Consider the following 19207-nt stretch of genomic DNA (forward strand, 5'->3'; position numbering starts at 1 on the left):
CGACCCGGATGGGGACCGAGTCGGTGCCGGCGCCCCCGGGCAGCAAGTACAAGTATGTCGGACGCAGCATGAAGCGCGTCGAGGACCCGCGGCTGCTGGTGGGTCGAGGCGGATACATCGCCGACATCGACATCCCCGGCCTCAAGCACGCCGCCATTCTGCGCAGCCCGGTGCCGCACGCCCGGATCGTCTCGATCGACGCAACCGAGGCGCTGAAGATCCCCGGTGTCATCGCGGTCGTGACCGGCGAGGACTGCAAGGCGCAGATGAACCCGTGCATGAACTTCGGTCCAGAGACTATCCCGCAGTTCCCGCTGGCCGTGGACAAGGTGAGGTACGTCGGTGAGGCGGTCGCGGCTGTGATCGCCGACGACCGCTACCTTGCGGAGGATGGTGTGGACGCGCTCAAGGTCGAGTATGACGAACTGCCGGTCGTCGCGGACCCGCACGCCGCGCTTGAGGAGGGGGCAGCGCTGGTGCACGAGGGCCACGGCTCCAACCTGGCCTACGAGCGGACCTTCACCTTCGGCGAGGTCGACGAGGCGTTCGCCGACGCCGACATCATCGTCTCCGACCGGCTGCACTGGGGCCGCTCGGCCGGCACGCCGCTGGAGACGACGGGCGCGATCGCCCGTCCGGGCCTCAACGGGGTGCTGGAGATCTACTGCAACTCGATGAACTTCAGCTACTTCGTCTGGCTGATCGCGACGGCCCTGAAGAAGCCGAGTAACAAGATCACCATCCAACCTGTGCCCGCAGGCGGCAGCTTCGGCAGCAAGTTCACCGCCCACAAGGTCCCAACCCTGGCCGGTTTCCTGGCGCTGCAGGTGAACCAGCCCGTGGCCTACATCGAGGACCGGGCCGACCACACCATGAACTCCGACCACCATGCGTCGGACCGCTACTACGACGCCCGGCTGGGCCTCAAGGCGGACGGGACCCTCGTCGCCCTCGACGTGGACGTGGTCGACGACTACGGCGCATACCTGCAGTTAGGGGTCGGTACGCACGGCAACGCACTGTCGCAGTCGGTCGGTCCCTACCGGATCACCAACCTGCGCTACCATCTGCGGGCCGTGGTGACGAACAAATGCCAGCAGGGTGCCTACCGCGGCTTCGGCTCAGAGGTCCAGAACTGGGTCCTTGAGCGGCTCGTCGACCTCGCCGCGAAGGAGACCGGCCTGGTTGCCGAGGACATCAGGCGCAAGAACTTCATCCGCCCCGAGCAGTTCCCTTACAAGATCCCGGGTGGCAACCTCTACGACTCGGGCGATTACGAGAGGGTGCTGGACGAGGCACTCTCCCTCGTCGACCTCGCCCACTGGCGTGCCGAGAAGGAGCGGCTCCGCCGCGAGGAGGGCCGCTATATCGGCATCGGCCTGGTTTCCACGCAGGAACGCAGCGTCTTCAGCTCCACGGAGTTCTGGTACTGGTTCGACAAGCCTGCTTTCCCGATCACCTCCAGCCCCGAGAGCGCCACGGTCAGCATCGACCCCGCCGGCGAGTTCCAGGTTGTCCTGCACTCACAGGCGATGTGGGGCAACAGCCCCGAGACCGTCGCCGCCATGGTTGTGGCCGAGGAGTTCGGGATCGACCCGAGCAAGGTCAACATCAGGTATGCAGACACCGCTCACGCTCTTCCCGGCACGGGACCCGGAGGCTCTCGGTTCACCGTCATGGTGACTGGTGCCATCCGGGGCGCATCGCGCAAGTTGCAGCAAAAGATCGTGGATATCGCTGCCCACACGCTCGAGGTCCCTGCGGACGACCTTGAGATCACCGACGGGCGAGTCCAGGTCAAGGGAGCTCCGCAGGTCGGGCAGGCCCTGGCCGAGGTGGCCGCGACGGCATACTTCTTCGCGCTCAACCTGCCACCGGGGATGACCAGCGGACTGGAGGAGCAGTACACCTACGACCACCCGCTGACAACGCTCCCCTCGGACGACCGGAGCGACCTGGGCATCTTCTACCCCATCATGGGCCACAACTGCCATATCGCGGTGGTCGAGGTCGACCCGGACACTGGCGGCGTCAAGATCTTGGACTACGCCGCGGTTCACGACGCCGGCACCATCGTCAACCCGGTCACCCTGGGCGGGCACGTGACGGGTGGCACGGCGCAGGGGATCGGTACCGCACTGCTGGAGGAGCTTCCCTACGGTGAGGACGGCCAGTTCCAGGTCGGCCGGTTCCGGGACTATCTCATCCCGAGCGCGCACGAGGTCCCGTCGATCAAGCTGGGGCACGTCGAGACGCCCTCTCCGTATACGGAGTTCGGCATCAAGGGAGGCGGCGAAGGAGGACGCATGGCCACCCCCGGCGTCCTGTCGGCCGCGGTCGACGACGCACTCCAGGAGTTCGGGATGCGCGTGCGTGAGCTTCCGATCAAACCGAGCTCAATCGTGAGCACCGTGCTGGCATCGCGCGGGCAGACGGTCTGAGAGCCGCGGATGACGCACCGTTCCGCGACGACACCCCCACCTGGGTATCCCACCCCGCGGCAGCTGCAGGATGGCCTTCTCGACGTCGGCTACCTCGCTGGCGACGAGCTGGCCATGTCGGCCTACCTGGCGCTGGGGCTTGGCCGACCTCTGCTGCTGGAGGGCGAGAACGGTGTGGGCAAGACCGAGATCGCCCTGGCGCTGTCCAGGCTGCTCGACCGTGAGCTCATCCGGCTGCAGTGCTACGAGGGCATCGACGTCAGCCAGGCGCTGTACGACTGGAACTACGCTCGTCAGCTGCTAGCGGTCCGCGGCGGCGAGGGCTATGCGGACGTCTTCTCGGAGGACTTCCTCCTGCCTCGCCCGCTGCTGACCGCCCTGCAGCGCGGGTCGAGGGCGGTCCTGCTGATCGATGAGTTGGACCGGGCCGACGACGACTTCGAGGCCTTCCTGCTCGAGCTGCTGGCCGACTTCGCCGTCACCATTCCCGAGATCGGGCGGGTGGCTGCAGATGAACCACCGCTGGTCATCATCACGTCCAACCGCACGCGTGACCTTCACGGTGCGGTGCGTCGCCGCTGCATTTACTCATGGGTCGACCACCCCGACCCGAGCCGGGAGCTGGAGATCCTGCGTCTGCAGGTGCCGCACGTCCCGGACGCGCTCGCGCGGCAGGTCGCCGAGGCGTTGGGCAAGATCCGCACTCTGGACCTGGGGCGCAGACCGGGCGTCGGCGAGGCGGTGGACTGGGCCGCAGCGCTGCACATGCTCGGGGTCATGCGGCTGGACCGGGACACGGCTCGCCAGACGCTGTCGGTGCTGGTCAAAGACGCAGAGTCGCAGGACGTCGTGTTGGAGCACCTTGACGACGTGCTTGCCGAGCAACCTGCGTGAGCATGGCCCTCACCCAGGGACTCCATGCAGAGTCGGCGGCGGTTGACCTCGTGACGACGCTGCGCAGCCGGGGCGTCAGCGTCAGCCCCGCGCAGACCGTGACGTTCGTCCAGGCGCTCCAGCTGCTGCGGTCGCCCGACCTCATGCAGATCTACCATTCCGGTCGGTCCGTCCTGGCCACAGACGTTGAGGTCTACCCGCAGTACTTCGCCGCCTTTGTCCAGTGCTTCCTGGCCGAGGGGCTCCCACCCCAGCCCCCCTCTGCCACAGCGCCGCCGGCAGTCCACGTCGAGACCGTGGAAAGCCTCGGCGCACCCTCTGGGCAGGAGCGTCAACACTCCGAAAGCCTTACGCCGGCCCCCGTCGACTCCAGCGACTACGACCGGCTTCGGAGCGCCTCCTTCGCCGACTTGAGCGCTGACGAGCTTCGCCGCGCACACGCGCTCATTGACCAGCTACGCTCGGTCCAGATCGAGGCTCGGCAGGGCCGACGGCGTGTCCGGTCGGCGTCCGGACCCTTCGTAGACATGCGCAGCACGATCCGACGTTCGCTCGCCACCGACGGCGAGCCCATCCGCCTGACTGCACGACAGAGGCGACGACGGCCTCGACCCGTCGTGCTGGTCATCGACATTTCGGCGTCGATGTCACCCTTCGCGCTCGCCTGGATTCGCTTCAGCCACGCACTGAGCCGCGCGGGACACCGCGTCCGCGTCTACACGGCGGCTGTGCGCCTCACTGAGATCACCGGCAGTCTGCGGCCGACGTCGCCGGATCGCGCTCTCGCCCAGGCATCGGCCGTCATGACCGACTGGGACGGTGGCACCAGGCTGGCGACCTCCCTCAGCCATCTGACCACCACTGAGCAGCAACGCGCGCAGGTGCGCGGCTCGATCCTCCTCGTCTGCTCGGACGGGCTCGACCACGACCCTCCCGAGTCGCTTGGCCGCGCGATGCAGCATCTGGCTCTGCTGGCACACCGCATCGTCTGGCTCAACCCGCTCTCGGCCGATCCCCGCTATGAACCGCGTGCCGGAGGCATCGCCGCGGCCCTGCCGCACGTCGACACGCTCATGAGCGGCCACAGCGTCGATGCCCTTGACGCGACGGCGCGTGTCCTTCGGGGGCGGTGAGGGTGGGTCCTCAGAGCTCATCTACGACGGATCGGGAGGTGTCCGTGCGTGCGTGACGTGCTGGGTCCGTTGGTCGACTGGTGGAGGGCCGGCGAGACGGTCGCGCTGGGCACCGTCGTCGGAACGTGGAAGTCCGCGCCTCGGCAGGCCGGTGCCTCGATGATCGTCGGAGTGGGCGGCGAGGCGGTCGGGTCGGTCTCGGGCGGGTGTGTCGAGGGAGCGGTCTACGAGTTGGGGCAGGGGGTCATCGCCTCGGGTCAGCCGGTCCTCCAGCGCTACGGGATCTCCGACGACGACGCGATGGGGGTGGGTCTCACGTGCGGCGGAATCCTCGACGTCTTCGTCGAGCGCGTCAACCAGCGGCAGTTTCCCGAGTTGGGAGAGGTGGCTGCCGACATCGACAGCGGTCGTCCGGTCGCGGTCGCCACAGTTGTGGAGCACCCGTACGCGGACGTGCTGGGCCGGCACCTGGTCGTCCGCCCCGACGGCGCCGAAACCACGGGGACCCTGGGCACCGACCTAATGGACAACTCGGTCATCGACGACGCCCGAGGCATGCTGGCGCAGGGGCGGACGGCAACCCTGGAGTATGGACCGCAGGGAGAGCGCAGGGGTGAGGGTATGCGGGTCTTCGTGGCCTCCTACGCCCCACCGCCGCGCATGCTCGTGTTCGGCGCCATCGACTTCGCCGCCGCTGTGGCCCGGATCGGCGCGTTCCTGGGCTATCACGTCACCGTCTGCGACGCCCGACCGGTGTTCGCGACGAAGAGCCGGTTTCCGCATGCTGACGACGTTGTCGTCATGTGGCCTCATCTCTACACAAAGACCCAGATCGAAAAGGGCCTGCTCGATTCCCGCACAGTGGCCTGTGTGCTCACCCACGACCCGAAGTTCGACGTGCCGCTGCTCGAGGTGCTGCTCGGCATGGACGCACCGGACCTGGCGTACTTGGGAGTGATGGGCTCACGTCGCACGCACACGGACCGCCTCATACGGCTGCGTGAGGCTGGACTGACCGACCGGCAGCTCTCGGTGCTGCGCAGCCCGATCGGCCTGGACCTCGGTGCTCGGACGCCCGAGGAGACTGCGGTCAGCGTCGCCGCGGAGATCATCGCCCTGCGGTGGGGCGGGCAGGGAAAACCCCTGACGCACACCAGGGGAGCGATCCATCGCCACGGAGGCGTCTGAGCGTCCGAGTGTCTGCTGTGTTGCGGTGCGGGAGCGGACCCACCACGCGAGGGAAACGGGTGGGAAGCGACTGCGCGAGTAGCTGGACATGGGGGGCCTTCCGACGTGCGTTGCTGTTGAGCATCACTGTCACGACGCGCTCGGTCCTCGACAATGGGTGGACACACTGGCTTCGGGCTCGAGGGTGTGTGTGAGCACAGTCATGCTCCTCGGTCGTGGTGTCAGACTGTGAGGTATGGCGTCACGGACAAAGAGCCTGGAAGAGTTCCTCCATGGAGTCGCAGAGATCTCCTCTGCCGTCAACGAGCCGATATCGATACCGACACTGCTCAACCTGGTGGCTAAGACGGCTTGCGAGCTGCTGGGATTCGACTTCTGCGGTGTCTTCCTTCCGGACAAGAAGGGCGAGATCCTCGTCGTCGAGGGGTCGTACGGCTTCTCATCGACGTACATCGACGAGGTCAACGCACTTCATCCGATCGTGCTGCGCGAGGGGGAGGCTCAAGCGCCCTCTACTCGCGCTTTCTTGACCAAGCGGTCGGTGCAGGTGACGGACACCCGCACCGACCCGACCTTCGCACCATGGGGCGCAGGGGCTAGAGAGCAAGGCTTCACTTCGATGATCGCGGTCCCTCTGCTGGTCTCGGGCGGGGCGCTCGGTACGCTCAACGGCTACACCTCGGAGGGGCACAAGTTCAGGCCGGACGAGATAGACCTGGCCACGACGCTAGCGAACCAGGCTGCGATTGCGATAGCCGCGGCTCGGCTTCGCGCGTCGCAAGCGCGCACGATCGAAGATCTGCGGGGGCTCAACAACTCGTTGGAGCAGCAGCACCTGTTGCTTCGACAGGGCGCTGAGATTCACCAGCGACTGACTGATGTGGCGCTTCAGGAGGGCGGGGTCATCGGGGTCGCGGAGGTGCTCAGCGGTCTCTTGGGTCGGGCAATCCTGGTCCAGGAAGCCACGGGAAGATGGCTGGCTTCCGTCACCAGCGATGGGGACGGTGTCGACCTCCCCGAAGAAGCCGACAACGGGCTGCTGTCGTTCGCCGATGGGACTTCGACCGGTGCGGGGCGGGACTCGCTCCTGGAGGCATCCTCACACGAGGAGACGTGGGTCGTCGCGCCGGTCTGGCTGGGTGGTGAGCTCGCTGCCCGCGTCTGGGTGGCCGGGACTATTGAAGACCTCGACCTACTCGATCGCCGCGCGCTCGAGCACGCTGCCACCGTCCTTGCTTTGGAGCTACTGCGCCTCCGCACGGCCTTGGAGGTCGAATGGCGTACCGCTGCTGACCTCGTCAGGGACCTGATCCACGGCAACGCGTCCGACGCGGCTGCCTTGCTTCCGCGGGCCGAGCGGATGGGGCACGATCTTGACCACCCTCACCACGTGGTGGTTGCGCGGGCGGACACGAACTCCGACGACCTGGGCTCATCAGTGATCAACGCCGTGCGCTCCGCGGCGACCACGATCGATCCTCGACCCCTGATTGCGACGGCCGGCGCCCTTGTCGTTGCGCTGTGGCCATCAACCGAGCCACATGACGTCGCGGTAGTGGCAGACGCACTAAGGACCCGATTTCGCCGTGCCCGTCCCGGCGCCACCATGTCCGTCATCGTGACACCTGCTTGCCGATCGCTCCACGACTATTCGCGGGCCTACCGACTGGGGCGGGGGCTCGCCGATCTTGCGCATCGGCGCGGCGTGGTGAACGCGACCCTGCAGATTGGCGATCTAGGTCCGCTCAGTCTCTTGCTGCAGATTGAGCACACTGAAGAACTCACGGCCTTCTCCGACAAGGTGCTAGGCCCGCTCCGGACGTACGACGAACGCCGGGGTGCGTCGCTGGGTCAGACGATGGGCGCCTACTTCCAGAACAATCTCAACACTGCAGCCACCGCGGCGCAGTTGCACGTACACCCGAACACGGTGGGATTACGGATCCGTCGTGCGGAAGAACTGCTTGGGCTCTCCCTCACGGACGTGGACGCGATCCTGCTGATCGGCCTGGCACTCATGTGTGATGAGGTCGTCGGTGTCAGGGGCAGTTCCGGAGATTCTTGAAAGTCTGGGGCATCATGAGCAGCGGGATGAGCCACAGCCCGGAGATGATGACCAGCACCAACGTGGTGTAACCACGCTCAATCGCTGCTGCGACCAACGGCGTGCCGAGGACCACGACGAGATTGGCCCCGGCGTTGAGGACCCCCACCGCGGCGGCGGGCTGGTCAGGGCGCCACTTTTGTGCACGTGCGAGCGTGGCCGCGAACGGCAGACCTCCGGCCATGCCCACCGCGAACGTCGCAGCTGTTGCGACGGTGATGGTCGAGGGAATGGCCAAGACTGCGGTCCCGGCCGAGCAGATGACCAGGGAAACCACTGTCAGCAGTCGGACGCTTCCGGGATAACGACCGAGGACAATCCCGCCGATCGGTCGGCTGACGATCGTCAGCGCGAGGATGAGCGATGAGATCATTGAGGATGACGTGTAGGGGAGACCCCACCTACTTGTCAGGATCACTGCTGCCCAGTTTCCCAGGACCACGCTCAGTCCGAATGTCGAAGCGTGGACAGAGGTGAGTCGGTAGAGCTCCACATCGCGGAGCAGGTGCGGTCGGGGGCCTCGCGAACTCCTGGAGGAGGGTCGACGCACGCGGCCTGGCGGAACGACCAGCCAGGCTACGAGGGCGGTGCAGAGCGCGACCGCAATGCAGGTGATCCACGCGGTCCCCCAGCCGAGAAGGGTCTCCAACCGGGGCACGACAGCCAAAGCCAGTCCGCCGGAGCCGATCCCCAACCCGCCGAATACCCCCAGTCCTGCTGCGCCGGTCCCCGCCCGCCTCGCCAACTCGGCACCGGCGACGAACCCCACCGCGCTGCCTGCGCCCGCGACTCCACGTGCGACCACGGCGACGCTGACCGACGGCATGACCAGCGCGACGAGGTATGCCAGGGCAGTCACAGAAGCTCCGACCAAGGCGGCGCCTCGCACGCCGAACCGGTCAATGAGCTGCCCAGCCGGCAACTGCAGGCAGGCGTAGGTCACAGCGAACGTGGCCGTCAGCAGTCCTACCGTGACCAGCCCTGTGTCGTAGTGCCGAGCCAGTGTGCCGGCCCCCGCTCCTGCTGCGGTAAGACCCCATCCGCCCATGCCCGCCAGCAGGCTGGCGGGCAGGAGGAGCCTGCGCGAAACGCCGCCAGTGACCTGCGTCATGAGAGCGGCGCCTCAGGGCGGGTCAGGGAGCGTCCAGCTGGAGAGGTTCGTTCTTGCTGTCGACGTGCTCGACCGTGCTGAAGACCAACTCATCGGTCCCGATGTTCTCGATGTCGTGCAGGAGGAACTCGCCCGGCCCAAACTGGAAGTGACGGGTCTCACCAGCTTCGTACTCCACCTCGCGGGTCGTGCCATCGGATGTGTGCTGCCTGCTGCGTCCAGCGGTGACGGCCGTCCAGAAATAGTCAAGGACGTGGCGGTGCGCGTGCCAGCGTTCTCCAGGCTGGAGCCGGATCTCCCACACCCGGACACGATCGTTCTCGCTCAGAAGTCGAGACCCGACGTTTCCGTCGAAGGCCATCTGCTCGAACTCGTCCTTGATCTCGTCCGACCATCCGTCGAAGTTCTCGCCAACGAGTTCCCCCGCCAGCTGCAGATCCGTGAGGAACTTGGGTGTCGTCATGCCAATTACCACCTTGTCTTGTTCGTCGTCCGTCGGGGTAGCACGTCGAGGCTCAAGACGTGCTTGTCTTGGTTTTTGTTGGTTCGATGAGAACTCCTGGGCCGTAGAGGCCGAAGTCCAGGGTAGGGTCGCCAGGAGTCCAGGTGTTTCGGAACTGGGACCGCTCGCCCATCTCAGTCACCCGGTCCACGAGGAAGTCTCCGAGTGCGAGACGGTCTGGCTCCCAGTCCAGGAGGGATGCCGCGATATCTCCGTTGCCGTTCCCGAGGGCCTCGGCAAGCGACCACGCATCCGCCGCTGCTTTGGCAGTACCTGCGGCAGCGTGAGGACGACTGGCGAACGACGAATCACCGACCAGTGCGACGCGGCCGCACACCACTCGCTCCGAACGGATGTCGTAGAGCGCCTGAATGTATGGCTGCTCCGTGGCCTGCACGAGTTCCGCGGCTGCCGGTGACAAGAGTTCTGGCGCATCGGCCTTCATCTGCGTCACGTATCGGTCCTGAACCTGGCCGGGATGCACCGACACTGGGCGGGCGATGCCTTGCTTGTCCAACATCATCTCGTCCAGTTCTGGGCCCTCAGCGACGTTGCGGTACCAAACGTAGTTCATCAGCCGTTCACCAGCTGCAAATGCGTCGTTGGAAGCAGGTATCGGATACATGCAGATCTGGGTCGAGGGTCCGATCGAGTAAGTCAGGGCGTTCAGAAGCTCGGCGGTTTCCTGGGACAGTTGCCCTTCCGGGACGGTGCCGCGCCATCCGATGTAGCCGGCGTAGGTTTGGGCGGATCCAGGGTTGAGTCGCTGACGTCCCACAGAGGAGATCCCGTCAGCAAAGACGACCAGTTCTGCGCGTTCTTCCCGCCCACTCACGAACCTCACGGTCACGCCGGCCTCGTCCTGGCTGAACCCAGCGGCGTACTCACCGAGCACGTACCGTTGGGGATCGAAATCCTCATAGAGGGCGCGATACAAGGTGCTCCAAGAGCTGTACCGCCACTCGACCTCCTCCTCGTGAAGGATCTCGTTGTCCTTGCCCACATAGCGGACGTACTCCGTGGCCGTGCTGACATCTTCGGGCTTGCGGCTGCTGCGCTCGGCAAACCATCTCAACGTGTCAGGCTGCAGCACGATGCCTCCGCCCCGGTCAGTCAGAAGCTGAGGCGTCCGCTCGAAGACTGTGACATCGAACCCTAGGTCGCGCAGTAACAGAGCGGTGGTCAGACCGCCGACCGACCCGCCAATCACCAGTGCGCGTGTGCCGTCGAATCCTGTGGTCATCAAGTACCCCTAGGCGGAAATGAACTATGCGGTCAGCGCCGACGCTTCGGCGGCACTGGCATCAAGTATGGAAGTCGCCTTCATGCAGCGTCTATGGGTGGAAACACAGCCCTTGGCTGAAGCCCTGTGGTCCGGCATAGTGAGTCTTCGCCCCGAACCCGGCTACCGCCGTTGTGTCACGGAGAGCGTCGGCAAGACGACCGGGATTGCCTGCGCATCATCTGGGAGGGGTGGCCGTTGTCCGTCACGATCTGCGGACGGAGGCCCCGAGGGCCGGGAATCGAGGACGGTGCCACGAACAGGAGATCCGGGGAGTGCCTCTCCAAAGGTCCACCCGTGTTGCGACCTCGAGTGGCACCCGCCGCGCCACGGACACCCGTGCGGTTCGGCAGTTGGCCTGCTGTGCCATCCGAGGCCGGCCACGATCGCCCACGCCCACCACGGTAGTGACCGGGCGGCGGTGACGAAAGGGCTCAGGCCCCACTGCGCGACGAGGCCGAGCAGGCCCACAGGGTCAGCCCGACCTGCACCGCCCCGACCACCAGTAGGCGGCCCGGGAGGCCCGTGGCGGGTCCGCGACCAGGCTGTCGGTCATCGATCCGCCGAGACACGGGCGACGTCGGCGCCACCGGCACCCACCTCGCCGTTCGCACCGGGGAGGGCGAGCAGGTCCAGGTGTCCGACCCGCGCGCGCAGCACGCCGTCCCGCAGCTGCCGCTCGCGCGTGTCCCGCCACCCACGCACCACGGCAGCCAGGTCGGGGTCGTGCTCGACCGCGACCGCGGCCCGGTCGTCGACGTAGCGGGCCAGGAGCCCTTCATCCTGAGCGCCCAGGACCCAGTCCGTCGCCCGCGGCTCGACGTAGGCACCGCGCCTCCGCAGGGCCCGGGCCATCACCGCGGCCCCCTCCGGCCCCGGTCGGCCCTCACGCCGCTGGTGCGCGTCGAAGGCTGCCGCGACGACCGAGTCCGCAGGGTGGGAGGGCGTGAGCGCGACCTGCCCGGTGACGCTGAGGCTCAGCAGGGCCGCGTGTCCGGGCTCACCTGTCGGCGCGATCACACCGGCGAGCGTCTCGAGCTCCGCCGTTGACAGCAGGTCGAGCAGCGCTGCGCACGTCAGCAGGACCTCACCGTGCTGCGGCACCAGGGCGCCCAGCTCGTCCACGGTCGCCACCGCGCGCTCCGTCGTGACACCGTCGACGGCGTCGGCGCCGTCGGCCCCACCGAGCCCCAGGAGGTCGGCGTCGTGGTCGACCAGGACCCACCGCTGGAGGCCGGGCAGGCGGGGTGCGAGCCAGGCCTGGTTGGAGCCCGTGCCCGCACCGATGTCAACCACCACCAGCTCCTCGACCCCTCGCGCGCTCAGGTGGGCGATGAGCACGTCGAGCAGGTCGAGGGCGGCCTCTCGTGCCTGGTGGTCGGCACGCCGCCGCAGCGCCAGCCAGTCGGCCGGGACCGGGCGGGCTACCATCGCAGCACCTTCGCGATGTCCGCTGCGGTCGTGGCCCACCCGCGCAGCCTATCCCGGTGGGCGCAGGCGGCCGTCCGCCAGGCGGCGCGCAGGTCCCCGTCGTCCAGCCACCGGGCCAGGGCCCTCGCCCAGGCCTGAGGGTCGGTACCGTCGACGCCGGCGCCGGCGGCGGCCAGACCATCCCGCTCACCGGAGCCGCGCAGGGCCTCCATCGCGCCCGTCCCGGCCGTCACGAGCGCGGGTATGCCGTGCGCCAGCGACTCGGTCACCACCATCCCGTAGGTCTCGGCGGAGGACGGCAGCACGAGGAGGTCGACGGTGTGCCAGAGCGCCTCGAGCTCCTCGCCCTGACGTGGGCCGAGCACCCGGACGCGACCGTCCACTGCGTCCGCCCGGGCGCGCACGGCGTCGACGTAGCCCTGGTCCGCTCCTGCGGGCCCGACCAGCGAGGCGGTCCAGTGGCGGTCCAGGACCGTCTGGAGCGCGTCGAACAAGACCAGCGGGTTCTTCCTCGGGGTGATCGACCCGAGGAAGAGCAGGTGTGGCGGCGTGCTGCCGGTCGCGGGAGGCGCCGCCTGCGCGCCCGGCGGCACGGGGTGCACGTCGGTGACGCCATACCGGGTGATGAGGTCGTCGCCGGCCCACCGGCTGGTCGCGATGATGGTGTCGGCGGCCCGCAGGGCGGCTGCCTCCGAGGCGGCGAGCCAGTCCACCTCCTGGGCGCTCAGGCCGCCTTCGGCGGCCAGCGGCAGATGCACGAGCAGAGCGACACGCATCCCATGAGCCCGAGCCTGGGCGAGCTCCTCGGGCGCCGCCGAGCCGACGATGCCGTCGACGAGCACGTCGGTGTGCCGCCCCAGCGCCTCGCGCAGCGCCTGCCGGTCCTCCTCACCCGCCCGGGGCCAGGCTCCGGGGACGGGCTCGACCACCACCTCGACCCCGCTCGCGACGAGCTCGGAGACGACCCGGGCGTTGTAGTGGTTGCCGCCACTGGGGCCGGCGAGATCACCGGGCACGATCAGCGCGGGCGACCGACCACCCTCACGTCGTGAGGTCGAGGTCATACGTCACCCACGCCCGGGGGTGCTCGCGCACGACGACGCCGATGCCCTCGACGGCTGGGTCGGCACGCTCGGCCAGCGCGTGTGCGACGTGCGCGGCGACGGCCTCGGTCGTGCTGAGCCGGCCGGCGAAGGAGGGGTGCTCGTCGAGGTTCTGGTAGCGCAACGGGTCGAGGACCGCGGCGAGGTGGTCGCCCGCCTCGCCGATGTCGACCACCACGCCGTGCTCGTCCAGCTCGCGCCGACGCCAGGTGGCCTCCACGACCAGGGTGGCGCCGTGCAGCGCCTGGGCCGGGCCGAAGAACGGGTCGGGCAGGCTGTGGGCCACCATGACGTGGTCGGTGACGGTGAGTCCGAACATCGTGCTCCTCGTTGGTCAGGGGTGGTGCCGTCGGGCCACGTCGCCGTCAGCGTCGTGGAGGGGCGGGTAGGTCAGCACGACACACCCACCGAGGCGACCGGGGTGCTCGAGCTCCTCGAACGCGGCGGTGACCTCCGCGAAAGGGTGGGTCTCGCCGAGGAGGAGGTCGAAGGCGGGGTCGGCCAGCAGGTCGAGGGCGGTGCCGAGCCGGGCCGAGGGGTCCCGGCGGTGCCGGCGGGCGGCCCCGACGCGCGACACCTGGCTGGCCACCAGCCGCAGGCGGTGGGAGTGGAAGTCCTCGCCGAGCGGCACCTGTGGCGCCGGAGAGCCGAACCACGACAGCTCGACGACGTCGGCGTCCTCCCCGGCGAGCGCGAGGGCCAGGGCCAGGCCGGGCTCGCTGGCCGAGGCGTGGAAGACCAGGTCGCAGTCGGCGAGGGCGTCCGGGGGAGGCACCGCGTCCAGTCCGGCATCGCGCAGCTGCGCCCGCCGGGCGGCGTCGGCCTCCACCACCTGCAGGCGAGCGAGCGGGAAGCGGCGCAGGAGCAGGGCGAGCGCCCCGCCGATGAGCCCAGCCCCCACGACGGCCACCCGGTCACCCGCGCACGGCGGGGCGTCCCAGAGCGCGTTGAGCGCCGTCTCGGTCGGGCCGGTCAGGACGGCACGGACCGAGGGCACCTCATCGGGGACGCGGGTGAGGGAGTCGACGGGCACGACATACCGGTCCTGGTGCGGGTGGAGGCAGAACACCCGCGCCCCGACCCAGTCCTGCGGGCCGCGCTCGACCACCCCCACGGACAAGTAGCCGTACTTCACGGGGAAGGGGAACTCGCCCTCCTGAAAGGGCGCGCGCATCCGGTCGACCTGGGAGTCCGGCACCCCGCCGCGGCGCACGAGCATCTCGGTGCCCCGGCTGATGCCGCTGGTGACGGCCCGCACGAGCGCCTCCGACGGCCCGGGCTCGGGCAGGGTCTCGGCGCGCACCTCACCCGCGCCGGGCGCGGTGGCCCAGTAGGCGAGTGCCGTGGTGCCGGGTGCGGACCTCACGCCCGGGTCTCCAGCTCCACGACATCGCGGACAAAGGATGTGGCGAGCAGCACCAGCGACGTCAGGACGACAGCGACGGCCAGCGGTGCCGGCACGACCGGCACCAGGGCGATCAGCAGCGCGATGCCCTGGACGGCGGCGACGACCCGTCGGAACGGACTCGGGGCCAGGCCAGCGCGCAGCTCAGGACGCACCCAGGAGGCGAGCACGAAGACGTAGCGCATGGCTCCGATCGCCACGACCCACCACCCCAGCGTCACGCTCACCAGGATCGACAGCACCAGCAGCAGGGCGGCGTCGGACTCCATGTCCAGCCGCGCCCCGGACGGGCTGGCCGTGCCGGTCGCCCGGGCGAGCCACCCGTCCACTGCGTCGAGCAGCAGCGCGGCACCGACGACCAGGGCCACCATCCAGGTCCGGGCGGGCAGCTGACCGGCGAGGACGAGCACCGTCGCGGCTGCGACCACACCCGTGAGGGCCACCCGGCCCAGGGTGACCACGTCGGGGGGGCTGACGGCGGCGGGACGGCGCCGTACCAGGGCAGAGCTCGCTACCGCCGGCACCACCAGACCTGTGAGGACCGCCAGGATCCCGATGCCGACGCCGGGACCGACCCAGCCGACCAGCCCCACGCACAGCGCGAGGGGGAGGAGCACGACCCCGGACTCCACGACCTCGGCGCCGCGGAGCCGGGCCGCGGGCACCTGGGCGGACATCAGCTCGCGTCCGAGACGTCGGCCGCCAGCGTCGCGCGGGCGGCCGCAGCCGGCCGCAGGTCGAGCTCGGTGACGATGTCGTCCCCGAGCTGGTAGCGGCGCGCGGTCGGCCGGAGCGCGTCAGCGAGCAGATCCTGGCCGGTGACGCGCAGCCCGGGCACACCGTCCCCGATCAGCACCGGCGCGGTGGTGAGGTAGAGCCGGTCCACGACGCCGGCCTGCACGAAGGCGGAGACGAGGCGCCCTCCTCCCTCAACCAGCACGCGGTGCAGCCCACGTGCGGCGAGCAGCTCGAGGACGGCTCCCGGCTCCCATGGGCCGGCGGTGGGCCAGCGGACCACCTCGACGTGCCCACCCACCGGGCCGACCCTCGCCTCGCCGCCGACGACCCACAGCGTCGGCGCGGCGCCGTCGGTGAGCACGGAGGACTCGTTCGGGGTGACCGCGCGCGGGTCGAGCACGACCCGGGTGGGGTTCGGTCCGTCTACCGCCCGGACGGTGAGTCGAGGGTCGTCGCAGGCCGCGGTGGCTCCACCGACCACGACGGCATCCACGAGCGCCCGGAGCCGGTGCAGGTGCTCGCGGTCCTGCTCGCCGGTGACGAAGGCCGCGTCACCGGTCCGGCTCGCGATGAAGCCGTCCAGGCTCTGGCCGAGCTGGGCCAGCACCAGGGGGCCGTCGGCCCGGTTGAGGTCGCCGTAGCGCTGCGCCAACTCGCCGGAGCTGGGGATCCGGCCGGCCAGCAGCTGGGCCCAGTCATCACCGCCGGCCTGGTCGTGCCCCATGCGGGCGCGCTTAGTGGCCAGGTAGAAGGCGTTCTCCTCGCGCTCGGGCATGACCAGCGGCACCCGCTCCACCACCTCGATGCCGAGGGCGGTCAGTGCCTGCTCCTTGGCCGGGTTGGACGACAGCAGCCGGACCCGGCGCATACCGAGATCGAGCAGCATCGCGGCGCAGTGGTCGTAGGTGCGGGCGTCGGCGGGGTGGCCGAGGGCGAGGTTGGCGTCGACCGTGTCCACCCCCTGGTCCTGGAGGGCGTAGGCCCGCAGCTTCTCCGCCAGGCCGATGGCGCGGCCCTCATGCCCGCGGGCATAGACGACCGCCCCGCGCCCCGCCCGGGCCAGCAGACGCAACGCGTGCTGCAGCTGCTCGCCGCAGTCGCACCGGCGTGACCCGAGCGCGTCCCCGGTGAGGCACTCGGAGTGCACCCGCACCAGGGGTGGTGGCAGGTCGGGACCGTCGTCGTCGCGCACGCCGAGGCTGAGGACGACGTGGTCGATGCCTGTGTCGTCGCGGTATGCCGTCATCCGGAAGGTCGCGTAGTCGGTGGGGAGCCGGGTGTCGGCCACCCGTTCTACCCGCGGCGTCGCGTCTCTCACCTGTCTAACCATCGTGCACATTATGGTCGGGGGCGGCGATCTTCTCCTGCGGAGACGTCCCTGGGCCGGCGACGTGACACATGTGGCCGACCCGAGCAGAGGGAAGGTGACGGATGTCGATGACGGTGACCGACGACGGCGGCACGTGACGTCGCGCTGCAGCGCCTGCCGACCAGCGCGGGACGGATCATGCGGCTGGTCGACCGCATCCAGACCGGCGCGATCCCCGGCACGCTGGCGCTCTTCGTGCTCCTGGTCGCCGTGAACCCCGGGCCCTGACGCCTACCTGCCTCGTGCCGGATCAGCCGACCAGGGCGTCGACGCCGGCGACCGCGGCCACCGCCCCTGCCTCCTGCAGCTGCGCGCGCCGGGTGGCATCGTCGGCTACTCCGACCACCCGCACCCCGGCCGCGGCACCGGCCTGCACATCGGTCACGGAGTCGCCCAGGAAGACCGACTCCCCGGGACCGGCGCCGGTGAGGCTCAGCGCACGGAGCAGGAGATCGGGCGCCGGCTTGAGGTCGGCCACCCGCCCTGCGGACCGCCCGACCGTGTGCAGGCGGGCGCTCGTGCCCGGTCGGGCGCGGTCCAGCACCCCCGCGACGACGCCCGGGGTGTTGTTGGTGACCACCACGACGCTGGCGCCGCGCCCCAGGGTCTGGTCGATGAGATCCAGGGCACCGCCGCGGGGTGACACCCGGGCCGCCGCCGCGAGCTCCAGCTCGGTCACCAGTCGCTCCAGCGGCGGCAGCAACCGGGGGGAGTGCTCGCCCACCAGACGCAGACACTGCACGTGGTCCGCCTCGCCCTCGAGCCACCGCGCCAGCTCCGGGCCACCGAGCCTGCCCGCCTCCTGCCGCAGCCGATCGCCGACCTCCGCCCAGGCGGCGCCGGGGAAGAGCCGGGCGAGCGGCCCGTCGAAGTCGATCAACAGGGTGCCTGCGTCCTCGACCAGGCGTCGGGCGGTGTCCATCCGGCCGAGCCTACCCAGGCTGTGCCGGACACCACGGTGCTGCCGGGGCGGTGCAGGACCGCGGTCCCGGCCCGGTCGGTCGTCCCGCTGCTAGATTCGGCGGGGTGGCTGCGCCGCCAGCACCCCGCCCGTCGTCGGGTCCGCGCCTCCTGATGAGGTCGTTCCTCGCCCTCGTCCTCGCCGTGCTGGCCCACGGACTGGGCCTGCCCGGTGCCTTCGTCGCACTCGGGGGCGGTGAGCTGCCGGCCGGTCCCAGCAGGCAGGATGGGGTGATGAGCGTTCCAGCTGCCCAGGCCCGCACCCGATGAGCTCGCAGGACGGCGATCTCGACCAGAGCACCGAGCCGGAGGCCGGGGGCCAGGGCGACCACTACGAGACCGTCGAGGTCGGGGGAGTGGAGCGCCGCCTCGAGGAGGAACTGCACGAGGAGTTCAACGCGACCGTCTCCGAGGGCGAGGAGCGGCTCAAGCGGACCCACCGAGGACTGGTGGTGACCGGCCTCTTCGGTGGGATCGACGTCGGGCTGGGCATCATGGCGATGCTCGCGGTCATGCACGCCACCGGCAGCACGCTGCTCTCCGGCCTGGCCTTCGGGATCGGCCTGCTCGCGCTGCGCCTGGCGCACTCCGAGCTGTTCACCGAGGACTTCATGCTTCCGGTCAACGCCGTCCTGGCCGGGCACGGGACCTTCGGTCAGCTCTTCCGCCTCTGGTCGGTCACCCTGGTGACCAACCTGGCGGGCGGGTGGATGTTCATGTGGTTGGTGGTGTATGCCTTCCCCGAGTTCCACGACAACCTCATCAGCTCCGCGGTGGACTACGTGACGGCCGGCTTCACCATGGAGACGATCGCGCTGGCGCTGCTCGCGGGAAGCACCATCACACTGATGACCCGGATGACCCAGGGGGCCAGCTCCGATGTCATGACGGCGGTCATCTCCTTCATCGGCGGGCTGCTGGTGGTCGGCCTGCAGATGCACCACGGGGCGCTCTCCTCGGTGCTCATCTTCGGGGCGATGCAGGCCGGGGCGGAGATCACGGTGGGCCAGTGGTTGGGGTGGTTCTGGTGGGTCACCCTGCTCAACATGGTCGGTGGCCTGGTCATCATGACGGCGCCGCGGATCGTCCGGACGTGGGAGCTGGTCCGCGAGGAACGCGCCCGGCGCCTGTCCGAGGGCCAGGCTCACTAGGTGGGATGCCCGGTGGTCAGCCTGGCGACCGGATCAGGCGGTCCCCGGCCGACGCGCTGCTCTGCCGGGGGATGACGGGGAGACGCCGCAGCGGCGCCGCCTCACAGCTCGGGGGGCGCCTCGAACAGGTCGACCCGGGCCGGTGCCAGGATCGACCGGGAGACGTTCTTGAAGTCGAAGCGGTCGAGGATGCGCGCGGCGTCCTCGTCGCTGAGGTCGTAGGCGTGCGCGAGCATCCGCACGTGCTCGGTGTAGAACGCGTGCAGCTTGTCGACGCCCTTGATGAACTCCAGCTCCTTGGCCACCGGACGACCCTACGCAGACGACGTTGACGGGGAGATGGACGCAGCGTGAACTCCCCACGACCCGGTGACTGGACACGCGCAGGGCCGGTG

General features: G+C 69.4%; 18 protein-coding genes. 7 read left to right on the forward strand and 11 right to left on the reverse strand.

From position 1 onward, the window contains the following. The first annotated feature begins 68 nt into the window (after positions 1-68). The 5 genes from AC5PYY_RS11660 to AC5PYY_RS11680 all read left to right on the forward strand — a co-directional run bounded on the left by AC5PYY_RS11660 (position 69) and on the right by AC5PYY_RS11680 (position 7721). Entirely contained in the window at positions 69-2441 is a 2373-nt protein-coding gene (locus tag AC5PYY_RS11660; protein WP_493896976.1) for a xanthine dehydrogenase family protein molybdopterin-binding subunit, read from the forward strand. Positions 2442-2450: 9 nt separating this feature from the next. Further along, positions 2451-3335 (forward strand): AAA family ATPase, encoded by an 885-nt coding sequence (locus AC5PYY_RS11665; protein WP_493896977.1) that lies wholly within the window; start codon positions 2451-2453, stop codon positions 3333-3335. A gap of 2 nt (positions 3336-3337) precedes the next feature. Next, a complete protein-coding gene (locus AC5PYY_RS11670) occupies positions 3338-4468 on the forward strand; it encodes a vWA domain-containing protein (protein WP_493896978.1) in 1131 nt (376 codons plus the stop codon). 48 nt (positions 4469-4516) lie between these two features. Further along, positions 4517-5656 (forward strand): XdhC family protein, encoded by a 1140-nt coding sequence (locus AC5PYY_RS11675; RefSeq protein WP_493896979.1) that lies wholly within the window; start codon positions 4517-4519, stop codon positions 5654-5656. 235 nt (positions 5657-5891) lie between these two features. Next, on the forward strand, positions 5892-7721 hold the full coding sequence (locus AC5PYY_RS11680; RefSeq protein WP_493896980.1) for a helix-turn-helix domain-containing protein: 1830 nt from the start codon (positions 5892-5894) through the stop codon (positions 7719-7721). Here AC5PYY_RS11680 and AC5PYY_RS11685 read toward each other — a convergent pair. The 10 genes from AC5PYY_RS11685 to AC5PYY_RS11730 form a co-directional block, all read right to left on the reverse strand. Beyond that, positions 7696-8871 carry an MFS transporter gene (locus AC5PYY_RS11685; protein ID WP_493896981.1) on the reverse strand — a complete coding sequence of 392 codons (1176 nt, stop codon included), beginning with the start codon at positions 8869-8871 and terminating at the stop codon, positions 7696-7698. The genes AC5PYY_RS11680 and AC5PYY_RS11685 overlap by 26 nt on opposite strands. A 22-nt stretch (positions 8872-8893) precedes the next feature. Beyond that, entirely contained in the window at positions 8894-9334 is a 441-nt protein-coding gene (locus AC5PYY_RS11690; RefSeq protein ID WP_493896982.1) for a cupin domain-containing protein, read from the reverse strand. Positions 9335-9386: 52 nt separating this feature from the next. Further along, positions 9387-10616: an FAD binding domain-containing protein gene (locus AC5PYY_RS11695; protein WP_493896983.1), complete on the reverse strand. Its 1230-nt coding sequence runs from the start codon at positions 10614-10616 to the stop codon at positions 9387-9389. Positions 10617-11207: 591 nt separating this feature from the next. Continuing rightward, a complete protein-coding gene (locus tag AC5PYY_RS11700) occupies positions 11208-12086 on the reverse strand; it encodes a hypothetical protein (RefSeq protein ID WP_493896984.1) in 879 nt (292 codons plus the stop codon). Further along, positions 12080-13150 (reverse strand): glycosyltransferase family 4 protein, encoded by a 1071-nt coding sequence (locus tag AC5PYY_RS11705; RefSeq protein WP_493896985.1) that lies wholly within the window; start codon positions 13148-13150, stop codon positions 12080-12082. The genes AC5PYY_RS11700 and AC5PYY_RS11705 overlap by 7 nt, the downstream gene beginning before the upstream one ends. After that, the gene (locus tag AC5PYY_RS11710; protein WP_493896986.1) at positions 13128-13508 is read right to left on the reverse strand and encodes a 6-pyruvoyl trahydropterin synthase family protein; all 381 of its coding nucleotides are present in this window, start codon (positions 13506-13508) and stop codon (positions 13128-13130) included. Before AC5PYY_RS11710 ends, AC5PYY_RS11705 begins: the two co-directional genes overlap by 23 nt. A 15-nt stretch (positions 13509-13523) precedes the next feature. Further along, on the reverse strand, positions 13524-14555 hold the full coding sequence (locus AC5PYY_RS11715; protein WP_493896987.1) for a zinc-dependent alcohol dehydrogenase: 1032 nt from the start codon (positions 14553-14555) through the stop codon (positions 13524-13526). Beyond that, positions 14552-15271: a CDP-alcohol phosphatidyltransferase family protein gene (locus tag AC5PYY_RS11720; protein WP_493896988.1), complete on the reverse strand. Its 720-nt coding sequence runs from the start codon at positions 15269-15271 to the stop codon at positions 14552-14554. The genes AC5PYY_RS11715 and AC5PYY_RS11720 overlap by 4 nt, the downstream gene beginning before the upstream one ends. Then, a complete protein-coding gene (ribA, locus tag AC5PYY_RS11725) occupies positions 15271-16620 on the reverse strand; it encodes a GTP cyclohydrolase II (protein ID WP_493896989.1) in 1350 nt (449 codons plus the stop codon). Before ribA ends, AC5PYY_RS11720 begins: the two co-directional genes overlap by 1 nt. A gap of 331 nt (positions 16621-16951) precedes the next feature. Beyond that, positions 16952-17623 carry an HAD family hydrolase gene (locus AC5PYY_RS11730; protein WP_493896990.1) on the reverse strand — a complete coding sequence of 224 codons (672 nt, stop codon included), beginning with the start codon at positions 17621-17623 and terminating at the stop codon, positions 16952-16954. Between the two features lie 152 nt (positions 17624-17775). On the opposite strand from AC5PYY_RS11730, the gene AC5PYY_RS11735 reads away from it, so the two are divergent. Next, positions 17776-17931, forward strand: coding sequence for a hypothetical protein (locus AC5PYY_RS11735; RefSeq protein ID WP_493896991.1), 156 nt, complete (start codon positions 17776-17778; stop codon positions 17929-17931). Then, positions 17928-18812 (forward strand): formate/nitrite transporter family protein, encoded by an 885-nt coding sequence (locus tag AC5PYY_RS11740; protein ID WP_493896992.1) that lies wholly within the window; start codon positions 17928-17930, stop codon positions 18810-18812. Before AC5PYY_RS11735 ends, AC5PYY_RS11740 begins: the two co-directional genes overlap by 4 nt. Positions 18813-18913: 101 nt before the next feature. Here AC5PYY_RS11740 and AC5PYY_RS11745 read toward each other — a convergent pair whose 3' ends face one another. Continuing rightward, on the reverse strand, positions 18914-19117 hold the full coding sequence (locus AC5PYY_RS11745; RefSeq protein WP_130012290.1) for a hypothetical protein: 204 nt from the start codon (positions 19115-19117) through the stop codon (positions 18914-18916). Positions 19118-19207: the final 90 nt, after the last annotated feature.

Source organism: Serinicoccus sp. JS2-9 (assembly GCF_059025165.1).

What these genes read in the sequence shown, in the direction of transcription:
- AC5PYY_RS11660 (WP_493896976.1), top strand. Translation starts at nt 69, where the DNA reads ATGAAGCGCGTCGAGGACCCGCGGCTGCTGGTGGGTCGAGGCGGATAC.
- AC5PYY_RS11665 (WP_493896977.1), top strand. Translation starts at nt 2,451, where the DNA reads ATGACGCACCGTTCCGCGACGACACCCCCACCTGGGTATCCCACCCCG.
- AC5PYY_RS11670 (WP_493896978.1), top strand. Translation starts at nt 3,338, where the DNA reads ATGGCCCTCACCCAGGGACTCCATGCAGAGTCGGCGGCGGTTGACCTC.
- AC5PYY_RS11680 (WP_493896980.1), top strand. Translation starts at nt 5,892, where the DNA reads ATGGCGTCACGGACAAAGAGCCTGGAAGAGTTCCTCCATGGAGTCGCA.
- AC5PYY_RS11685 (WP_493896981.1), bottom strand. Translation starts at nt 8,871, where the DNA reads ATGACGCAGGTCACTGGCGGCGTTTCGCGCAGGCTCCTCCTGCCCGCC.
- AC5PYY_RS11690 (WP_493896982.1), bottom strand. Translation starts at nt 9,334, where the DNA reads ATGACGACACCCAAGTTCCTCACGGATCTGCAGCTGGCGGGGGAACTC.
- AC5PYY_RS11695 (WP_493896983.1), bottom strand. Translation starts at nt 10,616, where the DNA reads ATGACCACAGGATTCGACGGCACACGCGCACTGGTGATTGGCGGGTCG.
- AC5PYY_RS11700 (WP_493896984.1), bottom strand. Translation starts at nt 12,086, where the DNA reads ATGGTAGCCCGCCCGGTCCCGGCCGACTGGCTGGCGCTGCGGCGGCGT.
- AC5PYY_RS11705 (WP_493896985.1), bottom strand. Translation starts at nt 13,150, where the DNA reads ATGACCTCGACCTCACGACGTGAGGGTGGTCGGTCGCCCGCGCTGATC.
- AC5PYY_RS11710 (WP_493896986.1), bottom strand. Translation starts at nt 13,508, where the DNA reads ATGTTCGGACTCACCGTCACCGACCACGTCATGGTGGCCCACAGCCTG.
- AC5PYY_RS11720 (WP_493896988.1), bottom strand. Translation starts at nt 15,271, where the DNA reads ATGTCCGCCCAGGTGCCCGCGGCCCGGCTCCGCGGCGCCGAGGTCGTG.
- AC5PYY_RS11730 (WP_493896990.1), bottom strand. Translation starts at nt 17,623, where the DNA reads ATGGACACCGCCCGACGCCTGGTCGAGGACGCAGGCACCCTGTTGATC.
- AC5PYY_RS11735 (WP_493896991.1), top strand. Translation starts at nt 17,776, where the DNA reads ATGAGGTCGTTCCTCGCCCTCGTCCTCGCCGTGCTGGCCCACGGACTG.
- AC5PYY_RS11740 (WP_493896992.1), top strand. Translation starts at nt 17,928, where the DNA reads ATGAGCTCGCAGGACGGCGATCTCGACCAGAGCACCGAGCCGGAGGCC.